The following is a 19,242-nucleotide window of genomic DNA, read 5'->3' as shown; positions in this document are numbered from 1 at the left end:
TAGCAAAAAGTATTTACCTCGTTATCTTGCCGAATTCTGTTTCAAGTTCAATTGGCGCTTTAACCTTAAAAAAACATTCGAACAGCTTATTTATTCATGTATCCGGGCAGCACCTATACCTGAGTATTTACTCAAGCTAGCTGAGATTCGATGGTAATCAGGTACTGATATTAGAAGAAAAAACATCAAAAAAACAAGGTCTAAATTGTTTAACAAAGTGGAAAAACAACAAATCACCGCATTAAGCAAACTTGCTTAACCAAAAGATTTTACGTAGTCGTAATACATTTTCGCAAAATCAGATAAATCATTAAAAGAAGCCGTAAAATCCTTAGATTAACCAGATTAACCGAAAAAAAATAAAAAAGTTTAACAATATTAAAAAACATTAAAGAAATGGGACTTGATTTTAATACCATTAATGCCAGATTTTAAAAAAGCACAGGCGCTAAAAACAGCCTATTCCCCGCCGTGTTTAATGCACTTATCGACGATTTTATCCCCCCTCTCATTTTACATTTATTTAAACTGCCATAACCATTTAAAAGCACGAACACAGAGAGATTAAGGTTTTTATGTGGCAGGAAGATTTAACTATAGTGCAATTTTTTATAAAGGTAATTCATTACACTTAATCGAAATCTATTAACCATTAATAAAGAATTGAAAAGAAATCAGCATGCAAAGGAATATGACCTGAATAGATTGATATTAAGGTGTTTTCTCGCCATTCTTTTATGAAGAAAACCATAGAAATAATTTAATAAAAAATGAATAAAATGGTTAATGTGTCAGGATTTAAACCCTGAAAAAGGAAGGGATTATTTAAAAAAACATAAAGGGATACCTTTATACCCTAGAAAATAAGGATATGAATAGGTTAATCAAAAAATCCGCTTTTTCAAAGAAAAAGACTTTAATAGCGTTTTCAACCACAAGAGTAAATTTTTTCATAACCAGTTAAATAATCGATGATGAAAAATCGGCATTGAAATATAAATATTAATTAAGTTCTATGAAAGAAGATACAATATGTTACAAAGGTAGCTTAGTTATTTAGGTAATGGTAAAACCATTTAATCAAGTTAAAAAAATAAATAATAAAACATTGCTTGTAAATCCAGCATTTTATTGGTTAATTACTCCTATTTAGTACTTGTTGATTAATAAATTTAATATATTATACTTGCCAGATTTTTAGGGCTGACTATAACTTTTAATATGCAGACAAAAAAAAGATTCAATAAATTACAAGTCAATAATTAAATTGGAAAATACATGGATAATAAGAACCTAAGTTTTAATTCCAAAGCTATATACAACAATCAGGAGGTATTTATCCCTGGTGGTCAATCCCTCAGTAGCACAGAAGGTATGGAATGGATTGGTCAAGCATGGGATATTGTCAAACGTAAATTGGGTATGTGGATACTACTTAGTATCATTTATTTCATTATCATATCTGTTTTACAGCTTATTCCTTTCCTTGGGATATTTACTGTACTTTTTGGCCCGGTATTTTTTGGTGGTATTATTGCCGTGTGCGAAAAACAAAGAACAACTGGACAATTCGAAATAAGACTACTATTCAACGGATTTCAGAAAAACTTTGCATCACTGCTTAGCGTTGGTGCTTTATCTCTTGGCGTTACGCTTCTTGGAATTATCGCAATGTTTATTATCAGCAGTAGTACAATGGCTCATATATTGTTAGATAGCCAATATGACGAGATCCCGGTTGAAGTATTTCCAAATGATCTATCTCCATTATACCTTGGTGCCTTTGTTCTGCTTATTTTTAACATTTTTGGTACTGCTTTAACCTGGTTCGCACCAGCATTAATCGTTATCCATAATTTGAAATTTGGGGCTGCCGTATCAATGAGCCTGGAAGCAGTGAAGAAGAATTTATTACCCAGTTTCTTATTCTTCATGGTCATGGCAGTAATATTCATAATTTCTATCATGACTTTGGGTTTGGGCCTTTTAATAACCATTCCCCTATTTTTAGTCAGCTATTATTCCTCTTATCGTAGTATCTTTATCGGAAAGGAGAAATTGTCGTCTTTAATTAGTTAAATCTTTACTAAACCTAATAACTTTATTTTCAACAAAAAAATCAATAAATAAGAAGCAAAAAGCGCCAAATCTGGCGCTTTTCATTAATATAATAATCAACCAATATATTCCAAACCACCCATATATGGACGCAATACTGCCGGTATTTCAATACGACCATCGGCTTGCTGATAGTTTTCCATAATGGCAACCAGAGTACGGCCAACTGCCAAACCAGAGCCATTCAGGGTATGAAGTAATTGAGTTTTCTTATCTTCTTTACCACGGAAACGCGCTTGCATACGGCGCGCCTGGAAATCCCACATATTAGAACAGGAAGAGATTTCTCGATATGTGTTCTGAGCCGGTAACCACACTTCCAAATCATAAGTTTTACACGCGCTAAAACCCATATCACCGGTACACAATAAAACTTTACGATATGGCAGATTCAGTAGTTGCAGTACTTTCTCGGCATGACCTGTCAACGCTTCCAGTGCATCCATTGATTCATCAGGATGAACAATCTGAACCAACTCAACTTTATCAAACTGATGCATGCGGATCAGACCACGGGTGTCACGACCATAAGAACCCGCTTCTGAACGGAAGCAAGGGGTATGAGCGGTCATTTTCAACGGCAGTTCATTTTCATCCAGAATATCACCACGAACCAAGTTAGTTATCGGAACTTCAGCAGTTGGGATCAGCGCGTAATGGCTCTCCGCCTCTTCTTCCAGCGGCTTCGTATGGAAAAGATCTTCACCAAATTTCGGCAATTGACCCGTACCATATAAGGTTTCATGGTTTACCAAATAGGGAACATAAGTTTCCAAATAGCCATGCTGTTCTGTGTGAAGGTTTAGCATAAATTGTGCCAAGGCACGATGCAGACGGGCAATTTGCCCTTTCATCACCACGAAGCGTGAACCGGTTAGTTTAACCGCAGCGGCAAAGTCCAAGCCATTGGTCAATTCACCTAATGAAACATGATCTTGAATTTCAAAATCATATTTACCTGGCTCACCCCAACGGCTCACTTCCAAATTATCGTTCTCATCTTTACCTACCGGTACAGAATCATCTGGAATGTTAGGGATACTTAAAGCCAAATCACGGATTTCAGCTTGAAGTTTTTCCAGTTCAGCTTTCGCTGTATCCAACTTTTCACCTAACTGGTTCACTTCCTGACGCAGTGGATCAATATCTTCACCACGGGCTTTTGCTGCACCAATAGCTTTCGATCGGGAATTACGTTCTGCTTGCAGGGTTTCAGTTTCAACTTGTAAAACTTTACGGCGCTCTTCTTGTTTGCGCAGCGTATCCACGTCAAGGGTATAACCCCTGCGAGCCAGTTTTTCGGCGACTGCGCCTAGCTCATTACGCAGTATGTTTGGATCGAGCATGCTAGTCCTGTGCTTGTCGTTATTAAGTTAGATGATATAAATAGACCCACACAAGTTGATGGGCCATAAGGTATTTTTACCCGTCAACCTTACCGCAACAATAACGTTAGCGATAGCGTTTTATCGGGCTATTTTGATCCTGTTCAGCAAGCCAGGCGAGTTTATCGCCTATTTTACCTTCTAATCCTCGGTTAGCCGGATGATAATAACGAGTTTCCCGCATCTCAGGCGGAAAATAAACTTCACCCGCCGCGTAAGCATTAGGTTCGTCATGGGCATAACGATATTCCTCGCCAAACCCCATCCCTTTCATCAATTTTGTCGGTGCATTGCGCAAATGCACAGGAACATCATAGTCAGGTTTTTCCTTCGCATCAGCCATCGCTGCTTTAAAGGCGGTATAAACCGCATTACTTTTCGGCGCACAGGCAAGGTAAACAATAGCTTGAGCAATCGCTCTTTCACCTTCCGCCGGCCCAACACGCGTAAAACAATCCCATGCAGCAATAGCTACCTGCATTCCCCTCGGATCGGCATTACCAACATCTTCGGAAGCAATAGCCAATAAACGACGTGCAACATATAACGGATCACCACCAGCAGTAATGATCCGAGCATACCAGTAAAGCGCAGCGTCAGGGGCTGAACCACGAACGGATTTATGCAGTGCTGAAATCAAATCGTAATAACGATCTCCTTTATTATCAAAACGGGCACTTCGCTCTCCACTAACCTCTTTCAATAGCACCGGTGTCAAAACCCGCTGCCCCTGAGCATTGGTTTCTGCCATATCCACCATCATTTCCAGCAAATTCAGTGAACGGCGAGCATCACCAGCAACCAGTTCCGCAATCATATGACCGGTATCTTCGGGCAAAACGATATTCTGACCATGATAACCGCGCTCTTTATCATTCATCGCCTGCTCAAGCACCTGTTCAATCTCTTCTATTGTCAATGACTTAAGCAGATAGACACGTGCCCGTGAAAGTAATGCAGAATTCAGTTCAAAAGAGGGGTTTTCTGTCGTAGCGCCGATAAAGGTGATCGTGCCATCTTCAATGTGTGGCAGAAAAGCATCCTGCTGGCTTTTGTTAAAACGATGTACTTCATCAACAAACAGGATCGTTCTACGCCCTGCATTCCGGTTCTGACGCGCTTTTTCAATCGATTCACGTATCTCTTTGATGCCGGAAGTGACCGCAGATATCCGTTCAACATCAGCCTGAGCATAATGCCCAATAATTTCAGCTAATGTTGTTTTGCCCGTCCCCGGTGGCCCCCATAAAATCATGGAGTGCAGTTGTCCAGCCCGGATAGCCCTTGGCAGAGGTTTTCCTTCAGCGAGTAAATGCCGCTGGCCGATATATTGCTCTAATATCATCGGCCGCATACGCGCGGCCAATGGCCGAAACTCATTTTGAGAAAAATCGAGTGACAGGTTGTTCACTTAAACCTCACTGGCGCTGATCATCCAGCGTAACGCCTTTCGGTAACGTAAAACTGAACTTTGCCGCATCTACATGGGTATTTTGCTGCCTTTTTAATTGATAAGCACTCTTTTGTCCATCCTGCTCAATAGCAGAAAATTTTTGGATAGTGCCATCCGTCGTGACGGTAATCGAGAAACGTTTCAGATTACCAGTGACATCATTCGGCGTCAGTTCAAAATCATTCCCTTGCTGGCTAATTTTATATTGAGACCACTCTTTAGCATCGTTACGAGTAATTAGCATAAATGGCGTATTACCTGTGGCATCTTTCAACCAATTAGCCGTTACCTGCTCAACAAACGGATTATAGAACCACAACGTTTTACCATCCGATACCAAAACACTTTCATCAGGTGATGTCATATGCCAGTTAAATAGGTTTGGACGTTTAACCCACAATTGCCCCTCACCTTCCTGAATTGTTGCCCCATCATCACTGGTGACGGTTTGAGTAAAGCTGGCATGAAAACTATTTACTTTACCCAAACGTTCCTGCAAATTTTGGCTGGCATTCGCCCATGCCACATTGATATTCATGCCAGCCATTAAACAACCAATCAATATCAGTTTTTTCATGTCAGAGATACCTTTCTCAGCGTTATTACTTCTTTCTCAACGTTATTACTTCAAGTGACTTATTATCAGGGTCTTCAACGTTCAATATTCACTATATCCTATGGATTTCAAGATGCATCGCGACGGCAAGGGAGCGAATCCCCGGGAGCATAGATAACTATGTGACCGGGGTGAGCGAGTGCAGCCAACAAAGAGGCAACTTGAAAGATAACGGGTATATCAGCTCTCATGTGGTGGTGGCGCTAATACTTCACGATTACCATTATGACCCGGAGCACTGACAATCTGCTGTGCCTCCATCTGTTCCACAATACGCGCCGCTCGGTTATAACCAATACGAAATTGACGCTGGACACCAGAAATCGAAACTCGTCGTTTTTCCGTCACAAATTGAACTGCCTGATCAAACAGGGCGTCTAGCTCTTCATCACTGTCAAGGCCTAAGCCACCCTCAGCATCATCACTACCACTGAGAATGCTATCAATATACTCTGGACGACCGCGGGCTTTCCAATCATTCACCACTTCATGAACTTCCTGATCTCGAACAAATGCGCCATGAACACGCACAGGAATCGAGGAGTTTGGTGCCAGATAAAGCATATCTCCCATGCCCAACAGGGATTCAGCGCCGCCTTGATCAAGGATGGTGCGGGAGTCAATTTTGCTGGAAACCGTAAAGGCAATACGCGTCGGAATATTCGCTTTAATCAAGCCGGTAATAATATCGACAGATGGGCGTTGAGTCGCCAGAACCAGATGAATACCAGCAGCACGCGCTTTCTGTGCTAATCGGGCAATCAGCTCTTCAACTTTTTTGCCGACGGTCATCATTAAATCAGCAAATTCATCGACCATGACAACAATATACGGCTCTTTTTTCAGCACCGGATGAGTAACATCCATGCTGTCACCCGGCTTCCAGAATGGATGAGGAATTGGGCGTCCCATCTCTTCTGCCTGTTTAACTTTTTCGTTATAACCCGCCAGATTACGCACACCCAATGCAGACATCAGTTTATAACGGCGTTCCATCTCACTAACGCACCAGCGCAGTGCATTAGCGGCGTCTTTCATATCGGTAACAACTTCGGTTAACAGGTGCGGAATGCCTTCATAAACCGACAACTCCAACATTTTCGGGTCAATCATTATAAAACGGACATCCTCTGGTTTTGCTTTATAGAGGATACTGAGGATCATGGCGTTGACACCAACAGATTTACCCGAACCGGTTGTACCCGCCACCAGCAAGTGCGGCATTTTACCTAAATCAGCAACAACCGGCTGGCCGCCAATATCTTTACCCAACACAATTGTCAGTGGGGATGGATTATCGCGGAATTTTTCACAATCCAATACTTCACGCAAATAGACCGTCTGGCGCTTTTTATTCGGCAATTCCAAGCCAACATAAGGTTTACCCGGAATCACTTCCACAATACGCACAGCAACCGCTGATAGAGAACGTGCTAAATCTCTTGATAAGTTGGAAATACGTGATGCTTTAACACCCGGAGCCAAATCCAGTTCAAACCGGGTAATCACCGGACCGGGTGAAAAACCCACGACATCAGCTTTAACTCGATAATCACTCAGACGCGCTTCAATCAAACGGGACGTTTGCTCAAGGGCAAACATATCAACGGGTTCCTCTTCCGCTAAAGGACTGGTTAGCAGATCGAGCGAAGGCATTGGTGTCGTTGGTTTTGGCAACGGTTGATCGTTACGAATCAAAAACGGATGAAATAAGCTATCTTGCTGCGGTTGCTGCGGTTGCTGCGGTTGCTGCGGTTGCTGCGGTTGCTGCGGTTGCTGCGGTTGCTGCGGTTGCTGCGGTTGCTGCACAACATTGTGTACAGGTGCTGGCGCACAAGCAATTTCCGTGGGCCGTTCTGATTGATTTTCCGGTGCCGATTGAACAGAAGGCATAAATAGCGGCTCTGCTGGCTCTTTTTCAACGAGATCTTCAACCGGTGAAAAGTTATTTAAAATCGATAAACTCTCCAGAGCAGAAAGCTCTTTTTTCTCCTGGTGACCTTGCTCCTGATAATGCTTATATTGCGGCTGCTCAACTGTCTGTTTAACAGTCTCTGGCGCTGTTTGAGCCCGTTCTTCCACCGAAAGCTGATTTTCCGGCTCAAATAGATTCTGTCTCATCTGAGGCTGGATTGGAGCCTGTTCTTCTGTATCCGTCGTAATACGATAACGCTCGCGCTGTTGTTCAAGAAACTGCTGACTCAACAATGCTTCTTGCTGTTTATCAGACTCAATATCATCATCCGCTCCACCTACTTGTTGTTTAACCTCTTCTTCACGCTGTTGTTCTGCAAGACGTTGTGAAGGCACTTTAATGCCATACAGTTCACGGCGGGTTGGAATACGGACAGGATTAGGACGGGGTAGTTCTGGCCCGATTCCTTGCTTAACCTGAGAGTTACCTGTTATAACCGTTGCAGAGGTTGAGGTTGCTGCTACAACATTTTTTGGTTCTGTTTCACGCATAAAAGTGGAGGTGTCGCTGCTGTTCCGGCTATTTTCGACGGGTTCAAATGTTGGCGTCGCTTCACGATTAAATTCAGATATAGGTTCAAAATGGTACTCAACAGGCGTTTCAAATACATAACGAACAGGTTCGTCATTATCCTTTTCACTCTCTTCGACTAATGCTTGAGGCCGTGCAATATCATCTGATGTATTGACCAAAATTTCAGGTTCAGCATCAATATCAGCCATATTCGTGGTAGGAATATCTATTGGCTGTTCTTGTTCAATTTCTGCTTTCACCCATTCTGGTTCGTCCAGTTCAGCTTTTGCTAACTCTACGGCTGAAGGGGCTGTAAATAGTATATCATCATGATCAATATCAGCCGCTGTAAATTCGGATTCTATTTTATCATCAGCGGGATCTTCCCTCTCAATAACCGTTTCACCATATGGCATATATTCCTGTTCATGACGGCTACGGTTGGTAATAAATCCTATTGCTCCCAGAATGATTGCTCCCGTTTTTTCAGCAATGGTTAACCATGACCAGCCAGTAAATAACGTCAACCCAATTGCCCAAATACACAACAAGACCAAAGTTGCACCTAATTCATTAAACCAAGGCAACATCGCACTACTAAACAGACTGCCAATAATACCGCCGGAAGCAAAGTAATGGAGATCGTCAACATTCAGTGCCGCTAATCCACATGAAGTCAAAACGATTGCCAATGCACCAATAACGCGCAAAGCCAACGCAAAGAAATCAACGTACTCTCGGTCATCATGTTGCTTAAAAGCAGTCCAGCAACCCAATATCATCACTGGGGGGATAGCATAAGCGAGAATACCAAATGCGGAAAACAGCGTATCGGCCAGCCATGCACCCACACCACCACCCAAATTATGCACCGGCTCATGCCATGCGGTCTGAGACCAGCTAGGATCTGAAGGGTTAAAACTGACAAGTGCGACCAGCAGATAAGCCGATAGGATAACAATGACAAGCAACACAGCTTCTAACAGCCTGCGTCCACTACTTAGTCTTTTTAATTTAATATTTTTATCTTCTGTATATTCCTGGCTCAAGAAAGGCTCTCCAGGTTTCCTGTTGATTTAACGGAACAACGCCGAGATAGCTCAGCGTTGAAACTGTATGCATAAACAGGAGTGTACCTAAGTTTTTCCAGTTTTGCACCTGTACATTTTTGGTAAGATTTTAGCGAGTCTTAATAACCAAACGATTGCTCTGCTTAACTTCTTCCATCACAACATATGTGCGAGTGTCATTAACACCGGGCAAACGCAACAAAGTTTCACCTAGCAACTTACGATAAGCTGACATGTCTGGTACGCGAGTTTTCAATAGATAGTCGAAATCACCGGAAACTAAGTGGCATTCCTGAATCTCTTCCAATTTTTGTACCGCAGCGTTGAATTGTTCAAAAACATCTGGAGCGCCACGGTTTAAGGTAATTTCAACAAATACCAGCAAAGATGCATCCAAATAGTGAGGATTCAGCAATGCCGTGTATCCAGTAATAAACCCTTGACGTTCCAGACGACGAACACGCTCCAGACACGGAGTTGGAGACAAACCTACCCGTTTAGACAGTTCTACGTTAGAAATTCGCCCATCTTTCTGTAGCTCATTTAGGATATTACGATCTATGCGATCAAGATCTTTTCCCGGACGTTTTTTATTATCTATCATCTTGTTGATCTCTCTTTATTTTCCTACACCCATAACATTTTCCCCTATCTCTCTAAGTTTGAGTTGGAAAAGATGTCTTAAAGTTAAAGCCTCGCTCTATCAGCGTAAAGCAACCCACAGGCCATTTTTTTAATGCTACACTAGAGGAAATTATCCGCATGTCGATTTTTATAGAAACGAATTTAGCGAGGTGGATAATTATCTCTTACAGTGATGTTTTCGCAAATGCACAGCCGATTGTCAAAGTAAATGAGCAAAAATCAGAACAACCTGTGGAACAAATTTTCAGTTAATCGTTTCGATAGTCTACCATTAATTGAAAACGAGCAAATAAAATCCAAACAGCACTAAAAGGACACTTTTCTCAGGTTAAAATCATTGTTAGTTAATATCTATCGGTAAAATCGTTAGTAACATGAGTCTTTTAACTTTTTTTACCCTCCTATTTCTCCTACAATCGTTCGATATTCGATAGGTGATAAATGGAAATGAGGTATTCATGAGCGCCGCCAAACACCACAAACTCATTATTCTTGGCTCCGGTCCAGCAGGCTATACTGCCGCGGTTTACGCTGCCCGAGCAAATTTAAATCCGGTTCTTATTACCGGGGTTGAAAGAGGCGGTCAATTGACTACAACCACCGAGGTCGAAAACTGGCCTGGCGATCCTGAAGATTTGACCGGCCCAGGGTTAATGGAACGCATGCACCAACATGCTGAAAAATTCCAAACCGAAATTATTTCTGACCATATTCAAAAAGTTGATCTGCAAAACCGGCCTTTACGCCTTTATGGTGATGAGCAAGAATATACCTGTGACGCACTGATTATCGCAACAGGTGCTTCTGCCCGTTATTTAGGTTTACCTTCTGAAGAGGCATTCAAAGGTCGTGGTATTTCAGCCTGTGCAACCTGTGATGGTTTCTTTTATCGTAACCAGAAAGTCGCCGTTGTTGGCGGTGGTAATACTGCGGTAGAAGAGGCCTTATATCTGGCAAATATTGCAGCGGAAGTTCACCTAATTCATCGCCGTGATACATTCCGTTCAGAGAAGATCTTGATCAGTCGCCTGATGGATAAAGTCAAAAATGGCAATATCATCCTACATACCGATCGGATTCTGGATGAAGTACTCGGTGATGATATGGGCGTTACCGGTGTTCGCCTACGCGATACCAAAAGTGGCGCTACAGAAGAATTGGCTGTTACCGGCACCTTCATTGCCATCGGCCATACGCCCAATACCGCTATTTTTGAAAGCCAATTAGAACTGGATAATGGTTACATTAAAGTTCAATCCGGTTTACAGGGTAACGCCACTCAGACCTCCATTCCCGGTGTATTCGCCGCCGGTGATGTCATGGATCATACCTACCGACAGGCAATTACGTCCGCCGGTACAGGTTGTATGGCAGCCCTCGACGCAGAACGTTTCCTGGATGGGCTAGCCGCTAAATAAATTCTTTTTCTTTCAAGGCGCTATTTCGGTAGCGCTTTTTAACATGTAACATATCAGCAGGATGCTGACACATAGGATATGTCCAGCCTTTTGGTACACCATTACCCTCACCTGCTAAATTAGAATTTTTCCTTATGGACAAAACAAGACAGTATGAATTGGTTCGCTGGCTGAAACAGCAAAGTGCCCCGGCCCAACGCTGGCTCCGCCTGTCCATGTTACTTGGCTTAATCAGTGGATTATTGATTATTGCTCAAGCTTGGCTACTGGCCTCAATTCTGCAAGCTTTAATCATGGATAATCTTCCACGCAAGCACATCACGAACGAATTTTGGTTGCTAGCAGCCACCTTTGCGTTACGAGCTATCATCAGTGCCATTCGAGAACGAATCGGTTTTATCTGTGGCAAAGTCGTGCGTCAGAAAATTCGCGCTATGGTATTGGATAAGCTGGAACAACTTGGCCCAATGTGGGTTAAAGGCAAACCAGCCGGTAGCTGGGCAACCATTATTCTTGAGCAGATAGAAGATATGCAGGATTATTACTCCCGCTATCTGCCACAGATGTCTCTTGCCGTCATAATCCCTCTTCTTATCCTGATCACCCTATTCCCTGTTAACTGGGCTGCCGGGCTAATTTTATTCGCTACTGCTCCCCTAATCCCGCTGTTTATGGCGCTGGTTGGTTTAGGCGCCGCAGACGCTAATCGGCGTAATTTTGTCGCGCTAGGGCGGTTAAGCGGTAATTTTCTTGATAGGCTACGTGGGTTAGAGACGTTGCGCCTGTTTTATCGCAGCAAAGCAGAAACACAACAAATCAGCGAATCCACCGAAAACTTCCGTTGCAGGACGATGGAAGTGCTGAGATTAGCGTTCCTTTCTTCTGCGGTGCTGGAGTTCTTTGCTGCCATTTCTATAGCCGTTGTCGCTGTCTATTTCGGTTTCTCCTATTTGGGGGAGCTTAATTTTGGCAGTTACGGGATGGGCGTTACCCTGTTTGCCGGTTTTCTAGTGTTAACCCTCGCCCCAGAATTTTTCCAGCCATTACGCGATCTGGGTACTTATTATCATGCTAAAGCCCAGGCGGTTGGGGCCGCCGAAGCATTAGTGACTTTATTGAGCAGTGATGGTGAATATGCACCTGCCGGTGGTGATAAAACACTCCCCCCCCAAGATCCGTTGACCATCATTGCTAATAATCTGGAAATTTTGGCCCACGACGGCAACCCGCTTGCTGGCCCGTTGAATTTTACTATAGAGAAAAATCAACGGGTGGCATTAGTTGGTCAAAGCGGAGCTGGTAAAAGTTCCCTCTTGAATTTACTGTTAGGGTTCCTGCCCTATCGTGGTTCAATACAAATTAATGGCACCGAACTGCGTGAGTTGGATCAACAGAGATGGCGTAATCAACTGAGCTGGGTTGGACAAAATCCACATCTGCCTGAGCAGACTTTGCTTGATAATATTCGTCTGAACCAACCTAATGCCAATCAACAACAAATCCATCAGATTATAGAACAAGCATACGTCACCGAATTTATTCACGACTTACCCGATGGGCTGAATACCATCATCGGTGATAATGCAGCACGATTATCCGTTGGTCAGGCCCAACGTATCGCTGTTGCCCGTGCCCTATTGAAACCTTGCCGGTTATTATTACTGGATGAGCCTGGTGCCAGCCTGGATACTCATAGCGAACAACAGGTGATGGAAACACTCAATCAGGCATCTCATCATCAGACGACCCTGTTAGTTACCCATCAATTGGAAGAAACGCTGGAATATGATCAGATTTGGGTCATGGAAAAGGGATTAATTATTGAACAGGGAGATTACCAGACGCTAAGCCAATCTCAAGGGGTATTCACCCGCCTGTTATCCCATCGAAGCGAGGAGCTGTAATTATGCGGGTATTACTTCCTTTTCTGGCGCTCTATCGCCGTCATTGGTTTCTTATCAGTTTAGGCATGGTTCTGACCATTGTGACACTACTCGCCAGCATAAGTTTACTGACCCTCTCTGGCTGGTTCCTTGCAGGCGCCGCACTAGCAGGTCTTGCCGGTTATACATTCAACTATATGCTACCGGCTGCCGGTGTCCGTGGCTCAGCCATTCTTCGAACTGCCGGGCGCTATGCTGAACGGTTGGTTAGCCATGATGCCACTTTCCGGGTATTGGCACATTTACGGGTTTTTGCCTTTCAGAAAATTTTGCCACTTTCACCGGGAGGAATGGCTCGTTTTCGCCAAGGCGAATTATTAAACCGACTCGTTGCTGATGTTGAAACATTGGATCATCTCTATTTACGGGTGATTTCGCCGATATTATCAGCTCTTATCGTTATCATGGTCCTCACTTTCGGCCTTAGCTTTCTGGATCTCACATTAGCCTATACCCTTGGCGGTATTATGCTGGCTCTGTTGATCCTGCTGCCATCAGTATTTTATAACGCCGGTAAATCCATTGGCCGCCATCTGACTATTCTGCGTGGTCAATACCGCACCCAACTCACAGCGGCATTGCAAGGGCAAGCCGAATTGATGGTATTCGGTGCTGTTGGCCGTTTCCGCAAGTCAATGGCTGATATCGAGTCGCATTGGTTAAGACGTCAACAACAGCAAGCCAATCTGACCGGTTTGTCACAGGCAATCATGATTTTCGCCACCGGTATGACTGTCACATTGATCTTATGGCTGGCTGCTAACGGCGTAGGGGGAAACAGCCAGCCGGGGGCATTAATTGCACTGTTTGTCTTCTGTTCTCTTGCCGCGTTTGAAAGCCTGGGGCCTGTCACTGTTGCATTCCAACATTTAGGGCAAGTCATTACCTCTGCAACCCGTGTTTCTCAATTGATGCAACAAGAACCGGAAGTAACGTTTCCTACATCAGGGCCGGAAAGTTCAGCTCAAGCCAGTATTGATATCAAAAATATCAGTTTCACTTACCCTGATCAGCCAATGGCCGTCCTGAAAAATGTTTCTCTCTGTTTGAAAGCAGGGGAACATATCGCGCTGTTAGGCAAAACCGGTTGTGGTAAATCTACCTTGCTACAATTACTGACCCGGGCCTGGGATATTGATTCAGGCTCAATCTGTCTGAATCAGCATTCTATTACTGCTTATGACGAATCAACTCTGCGCGGTATGATATCGGTTGTTTCACAACGTGTTCATGTGTTCAGTCATACTTTACGACAGAATTTATTACTGGCAAAACCAAATGCAACCGATAATGAACTAGAAACTGTGCTGAAACAGGTAAATTTAAGCAATCTACTGGAAACCAATGAGGGCCTAAACTGCTGGATGGGCGAAGGCGGTCGTCAGTTGTCAGGCGGTGAACAGCGCCGCTTGGGAATTGCCAGAGCGTTACTGCACTCGGCACCACTGATGTTACTGGATGAACCTACGGAAGGGCTTGATGCGGATACTGAACAGCAAATTCTCTCTCTATTGCGTCAGCATTGTCAGCATAAGTCACTGATTATTGTCACCCACCGCCTGTACGGGCTTGACCATATGGACCGTATTTACGTCATGGATGGCGGCACTATTCTTGAACAAGGGCAGCATAATGAATTACTGGCTCAGCAAGGTCGCTATTATCAGTTTTATCAGCGGCAACATCAGATTCGTCTTGAACCGGGGCAATAACACACAATGCCAATAATTCAACTGGATGCTGATTCATATGATTTCCCTCACCCGAAAGAAGCACTAACGGAGCCTAACGGCCTACTGGCAGTCGGGGGGGATTTATCCGCTAAGCGATTAAATGCAGCCTACCATCAAGGTATTTTTCCCTGGTTTTTACCCAGTGAAATACCACTTTGGTGGTCCCCCGATCCACGGGCGGTAATCATTCCGGGTGAATTGCATATTGGCCGAACCCTACGCCGGTTTCTGCGCAATCCCCCATACCATATTACGGTGAATCATGCTTTTGAACAGGTGGTTCATTTCTGCGCTCAACGACAGGAGGGAACATGGATAGGCAAGGATATCCAACAAGGTTATAAAAAATTATATCAGACAGGACAAGCACATTCAGTAGAAGTCTGGCACAATGAGCGGATTGTTGGTGGTTTGTATGGTGTCAGCGTTGGCACACTATTCTGCGGTGAGTCTATGTTCAGCAGAATGGAGAATGCATCCAAATGTGCGTTCATTGCCTTCTATCACCATTTTCTGCGACACGGTGGTGAACTACTGGACTGCCAAGTGCTTAACCATCACACAGCTTCACTGGGAGCAAAAGAGATCCCTAGGGAAGAATTTATTCAGTATCTTTATCAATTCAGAAATCGGTCATTAAAACCTGGTTGCTGGTTACAACAAGTACTGGAATTATAATCAACATTTGACCGATTCATGTCGCTGATAACATAAATATCACTATGCACTATTTGCAAAATAGCGGGTTAAAATACAACACTCCTTTACATAATGAGGGTTTTTCGGCATTATCTTGCCCGTTAAAAACGATGGTTATTAAACTTAGAGGATTAGATGGCCAAAGAAGACAATATTGAAATGCAAGGTACTGTGCTAGACACACTACCAAACACTATGTTCCGCGTTGAATTAGAAAACGGGCACGTAGTCACTGCTCACATTTCAGGTAAAATGCGTAAAAACTATATTCGCATCCTGACAGGCGACAAGGTTACAGTTGAGCTGACCCCATATGACCTGAGCAAAGGCCGTATCGTCTTCCGTAGCCGCTGATTCATTACCGTTTTTAGGTATTACACCACAGGTAGCAACTTTGTATTTTACAACTTTGTATTTTACAACGTTGTATTCACCTGTGGTGTCGCTCTTCTATTAGTGCACTACATCTTCCGGCTTCTGCTTATAAGCATTGCTGAAATCGTAGGTCAGTATGCGTTTTGCCTTATCCAGGCCAATACTCACCGAGCCACCGTGAACTAATGAGCCGAATAAGAGTTCATTTGCCAACGGTTTTTTCAAGCTATCCTGAATAACCCGCGCCATTGGACGAGCACCCATTGCTTTATCATAGCCTTTATCACATAACCATTGACGAGCATCCGCACTGACCTCCAGCGAAACGCCTTTTTCATCCAATTGTGCTTGCAAGGCGACAATGAACTTATCAACTACCTGTTGAATGACTTCAATAGAAAGCGTATTAAACCAGATGATACCATCAAGACGGTTACGGAATTCCGGTGTAAACACTTTCTTAATTTCTTCCATTGCATCGGAGCTGTTATCCTGCTGCTTAAATCCAATGGATTTGCGCTGTGTTTCACGTACACCCGCATTCGTTGTCATGACTAGAATGACGTTACGAAAATCCGCTTTGCGCCCGTTGTTATCAGTCAGAGTACCGTTATCCATGACTTGCAATAACAGGTTAAATACATCTGGATGTGCTTTTTCAATCTCATCAAGCAGCAATACTGAATGAGGATGTTTAATCACAGCATCCGTAAGCAATCCTCCTTGATCAAAACCAACATATCCCGGTGGTGCGCCAATTAAACGACTTACTGTATGACGCTCCATATATTCTGACATATCAAAACGCAATAATTTGATATTCAACACCTTAGCAAGCTGTACGGTGACTTCTGTTTTCCCTACGCCTGTCGGACCTGCAAGTAGGAAAGAACCTACCGGTTTATTATCCTGCCCCAACCCCGCACGACTCATCTTAATGGCTTCGGTCAATGCCGCAATCGCGGTATCCTGACCGAATACCAACATTTTCAGCCGCTCATCCAGTGTTCTTAGGACATCTTTATCACTGGCCGAAACGGTTTTTTCAGGAATCCGAGCAATCCGAGCAACGACGAATTCAATATCTGACACATTAATCGTTTTTTTACGGCGACTAATCGGCACCAGACGGGTACGCGCCCCAGCTTCATCGATCACATCGATCGCCTTGTCTGGTAAGTGGCGATCAGTAATGTACTTCACCGATAAATCAACCGCAGCACGGATAGCTTTCGTGGTATAACGTACATCATGGTGCGCCTCATATTTTGGCCGCAACCCTCTAATAATCTGTACCGTCTCTTCGGGTGAAGGCTCAACAATATCAATCTTCTGAAAACGACGCGCTAACGCCCGATCTTTTTCAAAAATATTACTGAATTCATGATAGGTCGTAGAACCAATGACTCTGATACGTCCACTGGATAACAATGGCTTAATCAGATTAGCCGCATCGACCTGCCCCCCTGACGCAGCCCCCGCACCGATAATGGTATGGATTTCATCTATAAATAGAATACTTTTTCTATCCTGCTCAAGGGTTTTTAGCAATGCCTTGAAGCGCTTCTCAAAATCGCCACGATATTTAGTTCCCGCTAGCAATGAACCAATATCCAGCGAATAAATCGTACAATCAGCCATCACTTCCGGTACATCTTTTTGCACAATCCGCCACGCCAACCCTTCTGCAATGGCTGTCTTACCAACCCCCGACTCGCCGACCAACAATGGGTTGTTTTTTCGGCGGCGACACAATATCTGAATTGTTCTTTCTAACTCATCCTGGCGGCCAATCAATGGATCAATCTGTCCTCTTTGAGCGAGTTGATTAAGATTAGTTGTAAAATTTTCCAACCGATCCTCTCCTGTAAGCTGCTCTTCTGCTGATTGCGTGCCTGTCTCCTGATGATCCGATTCCGAGTCCTCTTTTTGAGTTCCGTGAGAAATGAAATTAACCACGTCCAGACGACTCACATCATGTTTACGCAGCAAATAAGCCGCTTGGGACTCCTGTTCGCTAAAGATAGCCACCAGCACATTAGCACCAGAAACTTCTGAACGCCCAGAGGATTGAACATGAAATACCGCGCGCTGAAGAACACGTTGGAAGCTCAACGTTGGCTGAGTCTCCCGCTCATCATTTTCAGGTAACAACGGTGTCGTTTGTGAAATAAAATTCTCCAGCTCCTTACGCAATTGAGCCAGATTGACCTTGCAGGCTTCCAATGCTTCACGCGCTGATGAATTGCTTAACAACGCCAGCAATAGGTGCTCCACGGTCATAAACTCGTGTCTGTTATCCCGTGCTTTAGCAAAGGCAATATTAAGACTAAGTTCAAGCTCTTGGTTGAGCATAAGCACCTCCCCCTAAAAATCAGTATACCTGGTCAGACTTTTTCCAGCGTACAAAGTAATGGATGCCCATACTCCCTGGCATACATATTTACCTGAGCTGCTTTAGTTTCTGCCACCTCAGCAGTATAAACCCCACAAACAGCCTTCCCTTGATAATGGACATCCAACATTAATTGCGTTGCCCGTTCAATATCATAAGAAAAGAACTTTCGTAATACGTCAACTACAAACTCCATCGGAGTGTAATCATCATTGTTAAGAATGACCTGATACATCGACGGCGGCTGCAATTTTTGCTGTCGCTCATCCTTAACAGATTCCTTACTTTTCAAATTGTTATGATACTCGCTCATTATTTTCCCAACGGATTAATCCCTAAAACCAGCCACTGCCAGCAAATAAATTATGTTGCCATTTATCTTATCATTATCTGGCAACTCCTTTTACCACAGACTATTCCCCTATGAAAACTCGGCATAAAAGTGCATGAACGAAACTCATATCGTTATCTATATCAAACTTTAGTCATTCAAAACAACCAGACATTTGTTCTGTGCTTGACGAGAATTTGATTTTTATTACAGTATGTTTTGTGAACAAATATAGATAATGTCACTGTCTACATGTGATTGTTCACGACTGTTATATTAATGACTCATCTCAACCGAAATCATCAAACGAGGGATGTAGAAGTATGGAGACAGGTACTGTTAAGTGGTTCAATAATGCTAAGGGTTTTGGGTTTATTTGCCCGGCAAGCGGCGGAGAAGATATATTCGCTCATTACTCAACCATTCAGATGGACGGTTACCGGACGCTGAAAGCGGGCCAAAAGGTGAATTTCAGCGTTCACCTAGGACCAAAGGGAAATCATGCCAGTATTATTGTTCCTCTTGAAAACGACCCCAAAGGCTAAATAGCCTAGCCTGTGGGTGATAACCAGG

The 19,242-nt window shown here is 43.6% G+C and carries 14 protein-coding genes and 1 pseudogene; 8 read left to right on the top strand and 7 right to left on the bottom strand.

Going from position 1 to position 19,242, the window contains the following annotated elements; translation table 11 throughout:
• Together SLS51_RS05720 and SLS51_RS05715 are read left to right on the top strand one after the other, a co-directional pair.
• Positions 1-157 (top strand): annotated as a pseudogene (locus SLS51_RS05720) (IS1595 family transposase); the annotation flags it as partial.
• 1,121 nt (positions 158-1,278) lie between these two features.
• Entirely contained in the window at positions 1,279-2,079 is an 801-nt protein-coding gene (locus SLS51_RS05715; protein WP_323836331.1) for a BPSS1780 family membrane protein, read from the top strand.
• A 95-nt stretch (positions 2,080-2,174) separates the two neighbouring features.
• Here the strand turns inward: SLS51_RS05715 and serS are convergent, their stop codons facing one another.
• The 5 genes from serS to lrp form a co-directional block, all read right to left on the bottom strand.
• Complete coding sequence (gene serS, locus SLS51_RS05710; protein WP_323836329.1) at positions 2,175-3,464, bottom strand: serine--tRNA ligase; 1,290 nt, start codon at positions 3,462-3,464, stop codon at positions 2,175-2,177.
• Between the two features lie 106 nt (positions 3,465-3,570).
• Positions 3,571-4,914 carry a replication-associated recombination protein A gene (locus SLS51_RS05705; RefSeq protein WP_323836326.1) on the bottom strand — a complete coding sequence of 448 codons (1,344 nt, stop codon included), beginning with the start codon at positions 4,912-4,914 and terminating at the stop codon, positions 3,571-3,573.
• A gap of 7 nt (positions 4,915-4,921) precedes the next feature.
• Positions 4,922-5,533: an outer membrane lipoprotein periplasmic chaperone LolA gene (gene lolA / locus SLS51_RS05700; RefSeq protein WP_323836324.1), complete on the bottom strand. Its 612-nt coding sequence runs from the start codon at positions 5,531-5,533 to the stop codon at positions 4,922-4,924.
• Positions 5,534-5,752: 219 nt separating this feature from the next.
• A complete protein-coding gene (locus SLS51_RS05695; protein WP_323836322.1) occupies positions 5,753-9,109 on the bottom strand; it encodes a DNA translocase FtsK 4TM domain-containing protein in 3,357 nt (1,118 codons plus the stop codon).
• 130 nt (positions 9,110-9,239) lie between these two features.
• Positions 9,240-9,734, bottom strand: a complete 495-nt coding sequence (lrp, locus tag SLS51_RS05690; protein ID WP_011145896.1) for a leucine-responsive transcriptional regulator Lrp — start codon at positions 9,732-9,734, stop codon at positions 9,240-9,242.
• Between the two features lie 499 nt (positions 9,735-10,233).
• Here lrp and trxB point away from each other — a divergent pair, with 499 nt between their 5' ends.
• The 5 genes from trxB to infA all read left to right on the top strand — a co-directional run bounded on the left by trxB (position 10,234) and on the right by infA (position 15,922).
• Entirely contained in the window at positions 10,234-11,193 is a 960-nt protein-coding gene (gene trxB, locus SLS51_RS05685; protein WP_323836320.1) for a thioredoxin-disulfide reductase, read from the top strand.
• Positions 11,194-11,327: 134 nt separating this feature from the next.
• The gene (gene cydD, locus SLS51_RS05680) at positions 11,328-13,097 is read left to right on the top strand and encodes a heme ABC transporter permease/ATP-binding protein CydD (RefSeq protein WP_323836318.1); all 1,770 of its coding nucleotides are present in this window, start codon (positions 11,328-11,330) and stop codon (positions 13,095-13,097) included.
• A 2-nt stretch (positions 13,098-13,099) separates the two neighbouring features.
• Complete coding sequence (cydC, locus tag SLS51_RS05675) at positions 13,100-14,848, top strand: heme ABC transporter ATP-binding protein/permease CydC (RefSeq protein WP_323836316.1); 1,749 nt, start codon at positions 13,100-13,102, stop codon at positions 14,846-14,848.
• 6 nt (positions 14,849-14,854) lie between these two features.
• The gene (gene aat, locus SLS51_RS05670; RefSeq protein ID WP_323836314.1) at positions 14,855-15,547 is read left to right on the top strand and encodes a leucyl/phenylalanyl-tRNA--protein transferase; all 693 of its coding nucleotides are present in this window, start codon (positions 14,855-14,857) and stop codon (positions 15,545-15,547) included.
• Between the two features lie 156 nt (positions 15,548-15,703).
• Positions 15,704-15,922: a translation initiation factor IF-1 gene (infA, locus tag SLS51_RS05665; protein ID WP_002211347.1), complete on the top strand. Its 219-nt coding sequence runs from the start codon at positions 15,704-15,706 to the stop codon at positions 15,920-15,922.
• A 99-nt stretch (positions 15,923-16,021) separates the two neighbouring features.
• Here infA and clpA read toward each other — a convergent pair whose 3' ends face one another.
• Positions 16,022-18,298 carry an ATP-dependent Clp protease ATP-binding subunit ClpA gene (clpA, locus tag SLS51_RS05660; RefSeq protein ID WP_323836311.1) on the bottom strand — a complete coding sequence of 759 codons (2,277 nt, stop codon included), beginning with the start codon at positions 18,296-18,298 and terminating at the stop codon, positions 16,022-16,024.
• 32 nt (positions 18,299-18,330) lie between these two features.
• Entirely contained in the window at positions 18,331-18,651 is a 321-nt protein-coding gene (gene clpS / locus SLS51_RS05655) for an ATP-dependent Clp protease adapter ClpS (protein WP_323836309.1), read from the bottom strand.
• A gap of 341 nt (positions 18,652-18,992) precedes the next feature.
• Between clpS and cspD the strand changes: the two genes are divergently transcribed.
• Positions 18,993-19,214: a cold shock-like protein CspD gene (gene cspD / locus SLS51_RS05650; protein ID WP_323836307.1), complete on the top strand. Its 222-nt coding sequence runs from the start codon at positions 18,993-18,995 to the stop codon at positions 19,212-19,214.
• Positions 19,215-19,242: the final 28 nt, after the last annotated feature.

Origin of the sequence: Photorhabdus africana (genome assembly GCF_035181445.1) — a bacterium.
Classification (GTDB): Bacteria; Pseudomonadota; Gammaproteobacteria; order Enterobacterales; family Enterobacteriaceae; genus Photorhabdus; species Photorhabdus laumondii.
The sequence above is the reverse complement of the archived record's forward strand: the minus strand, read 5'-3'. Positions and strand labels throughout refer to the sequence as shown.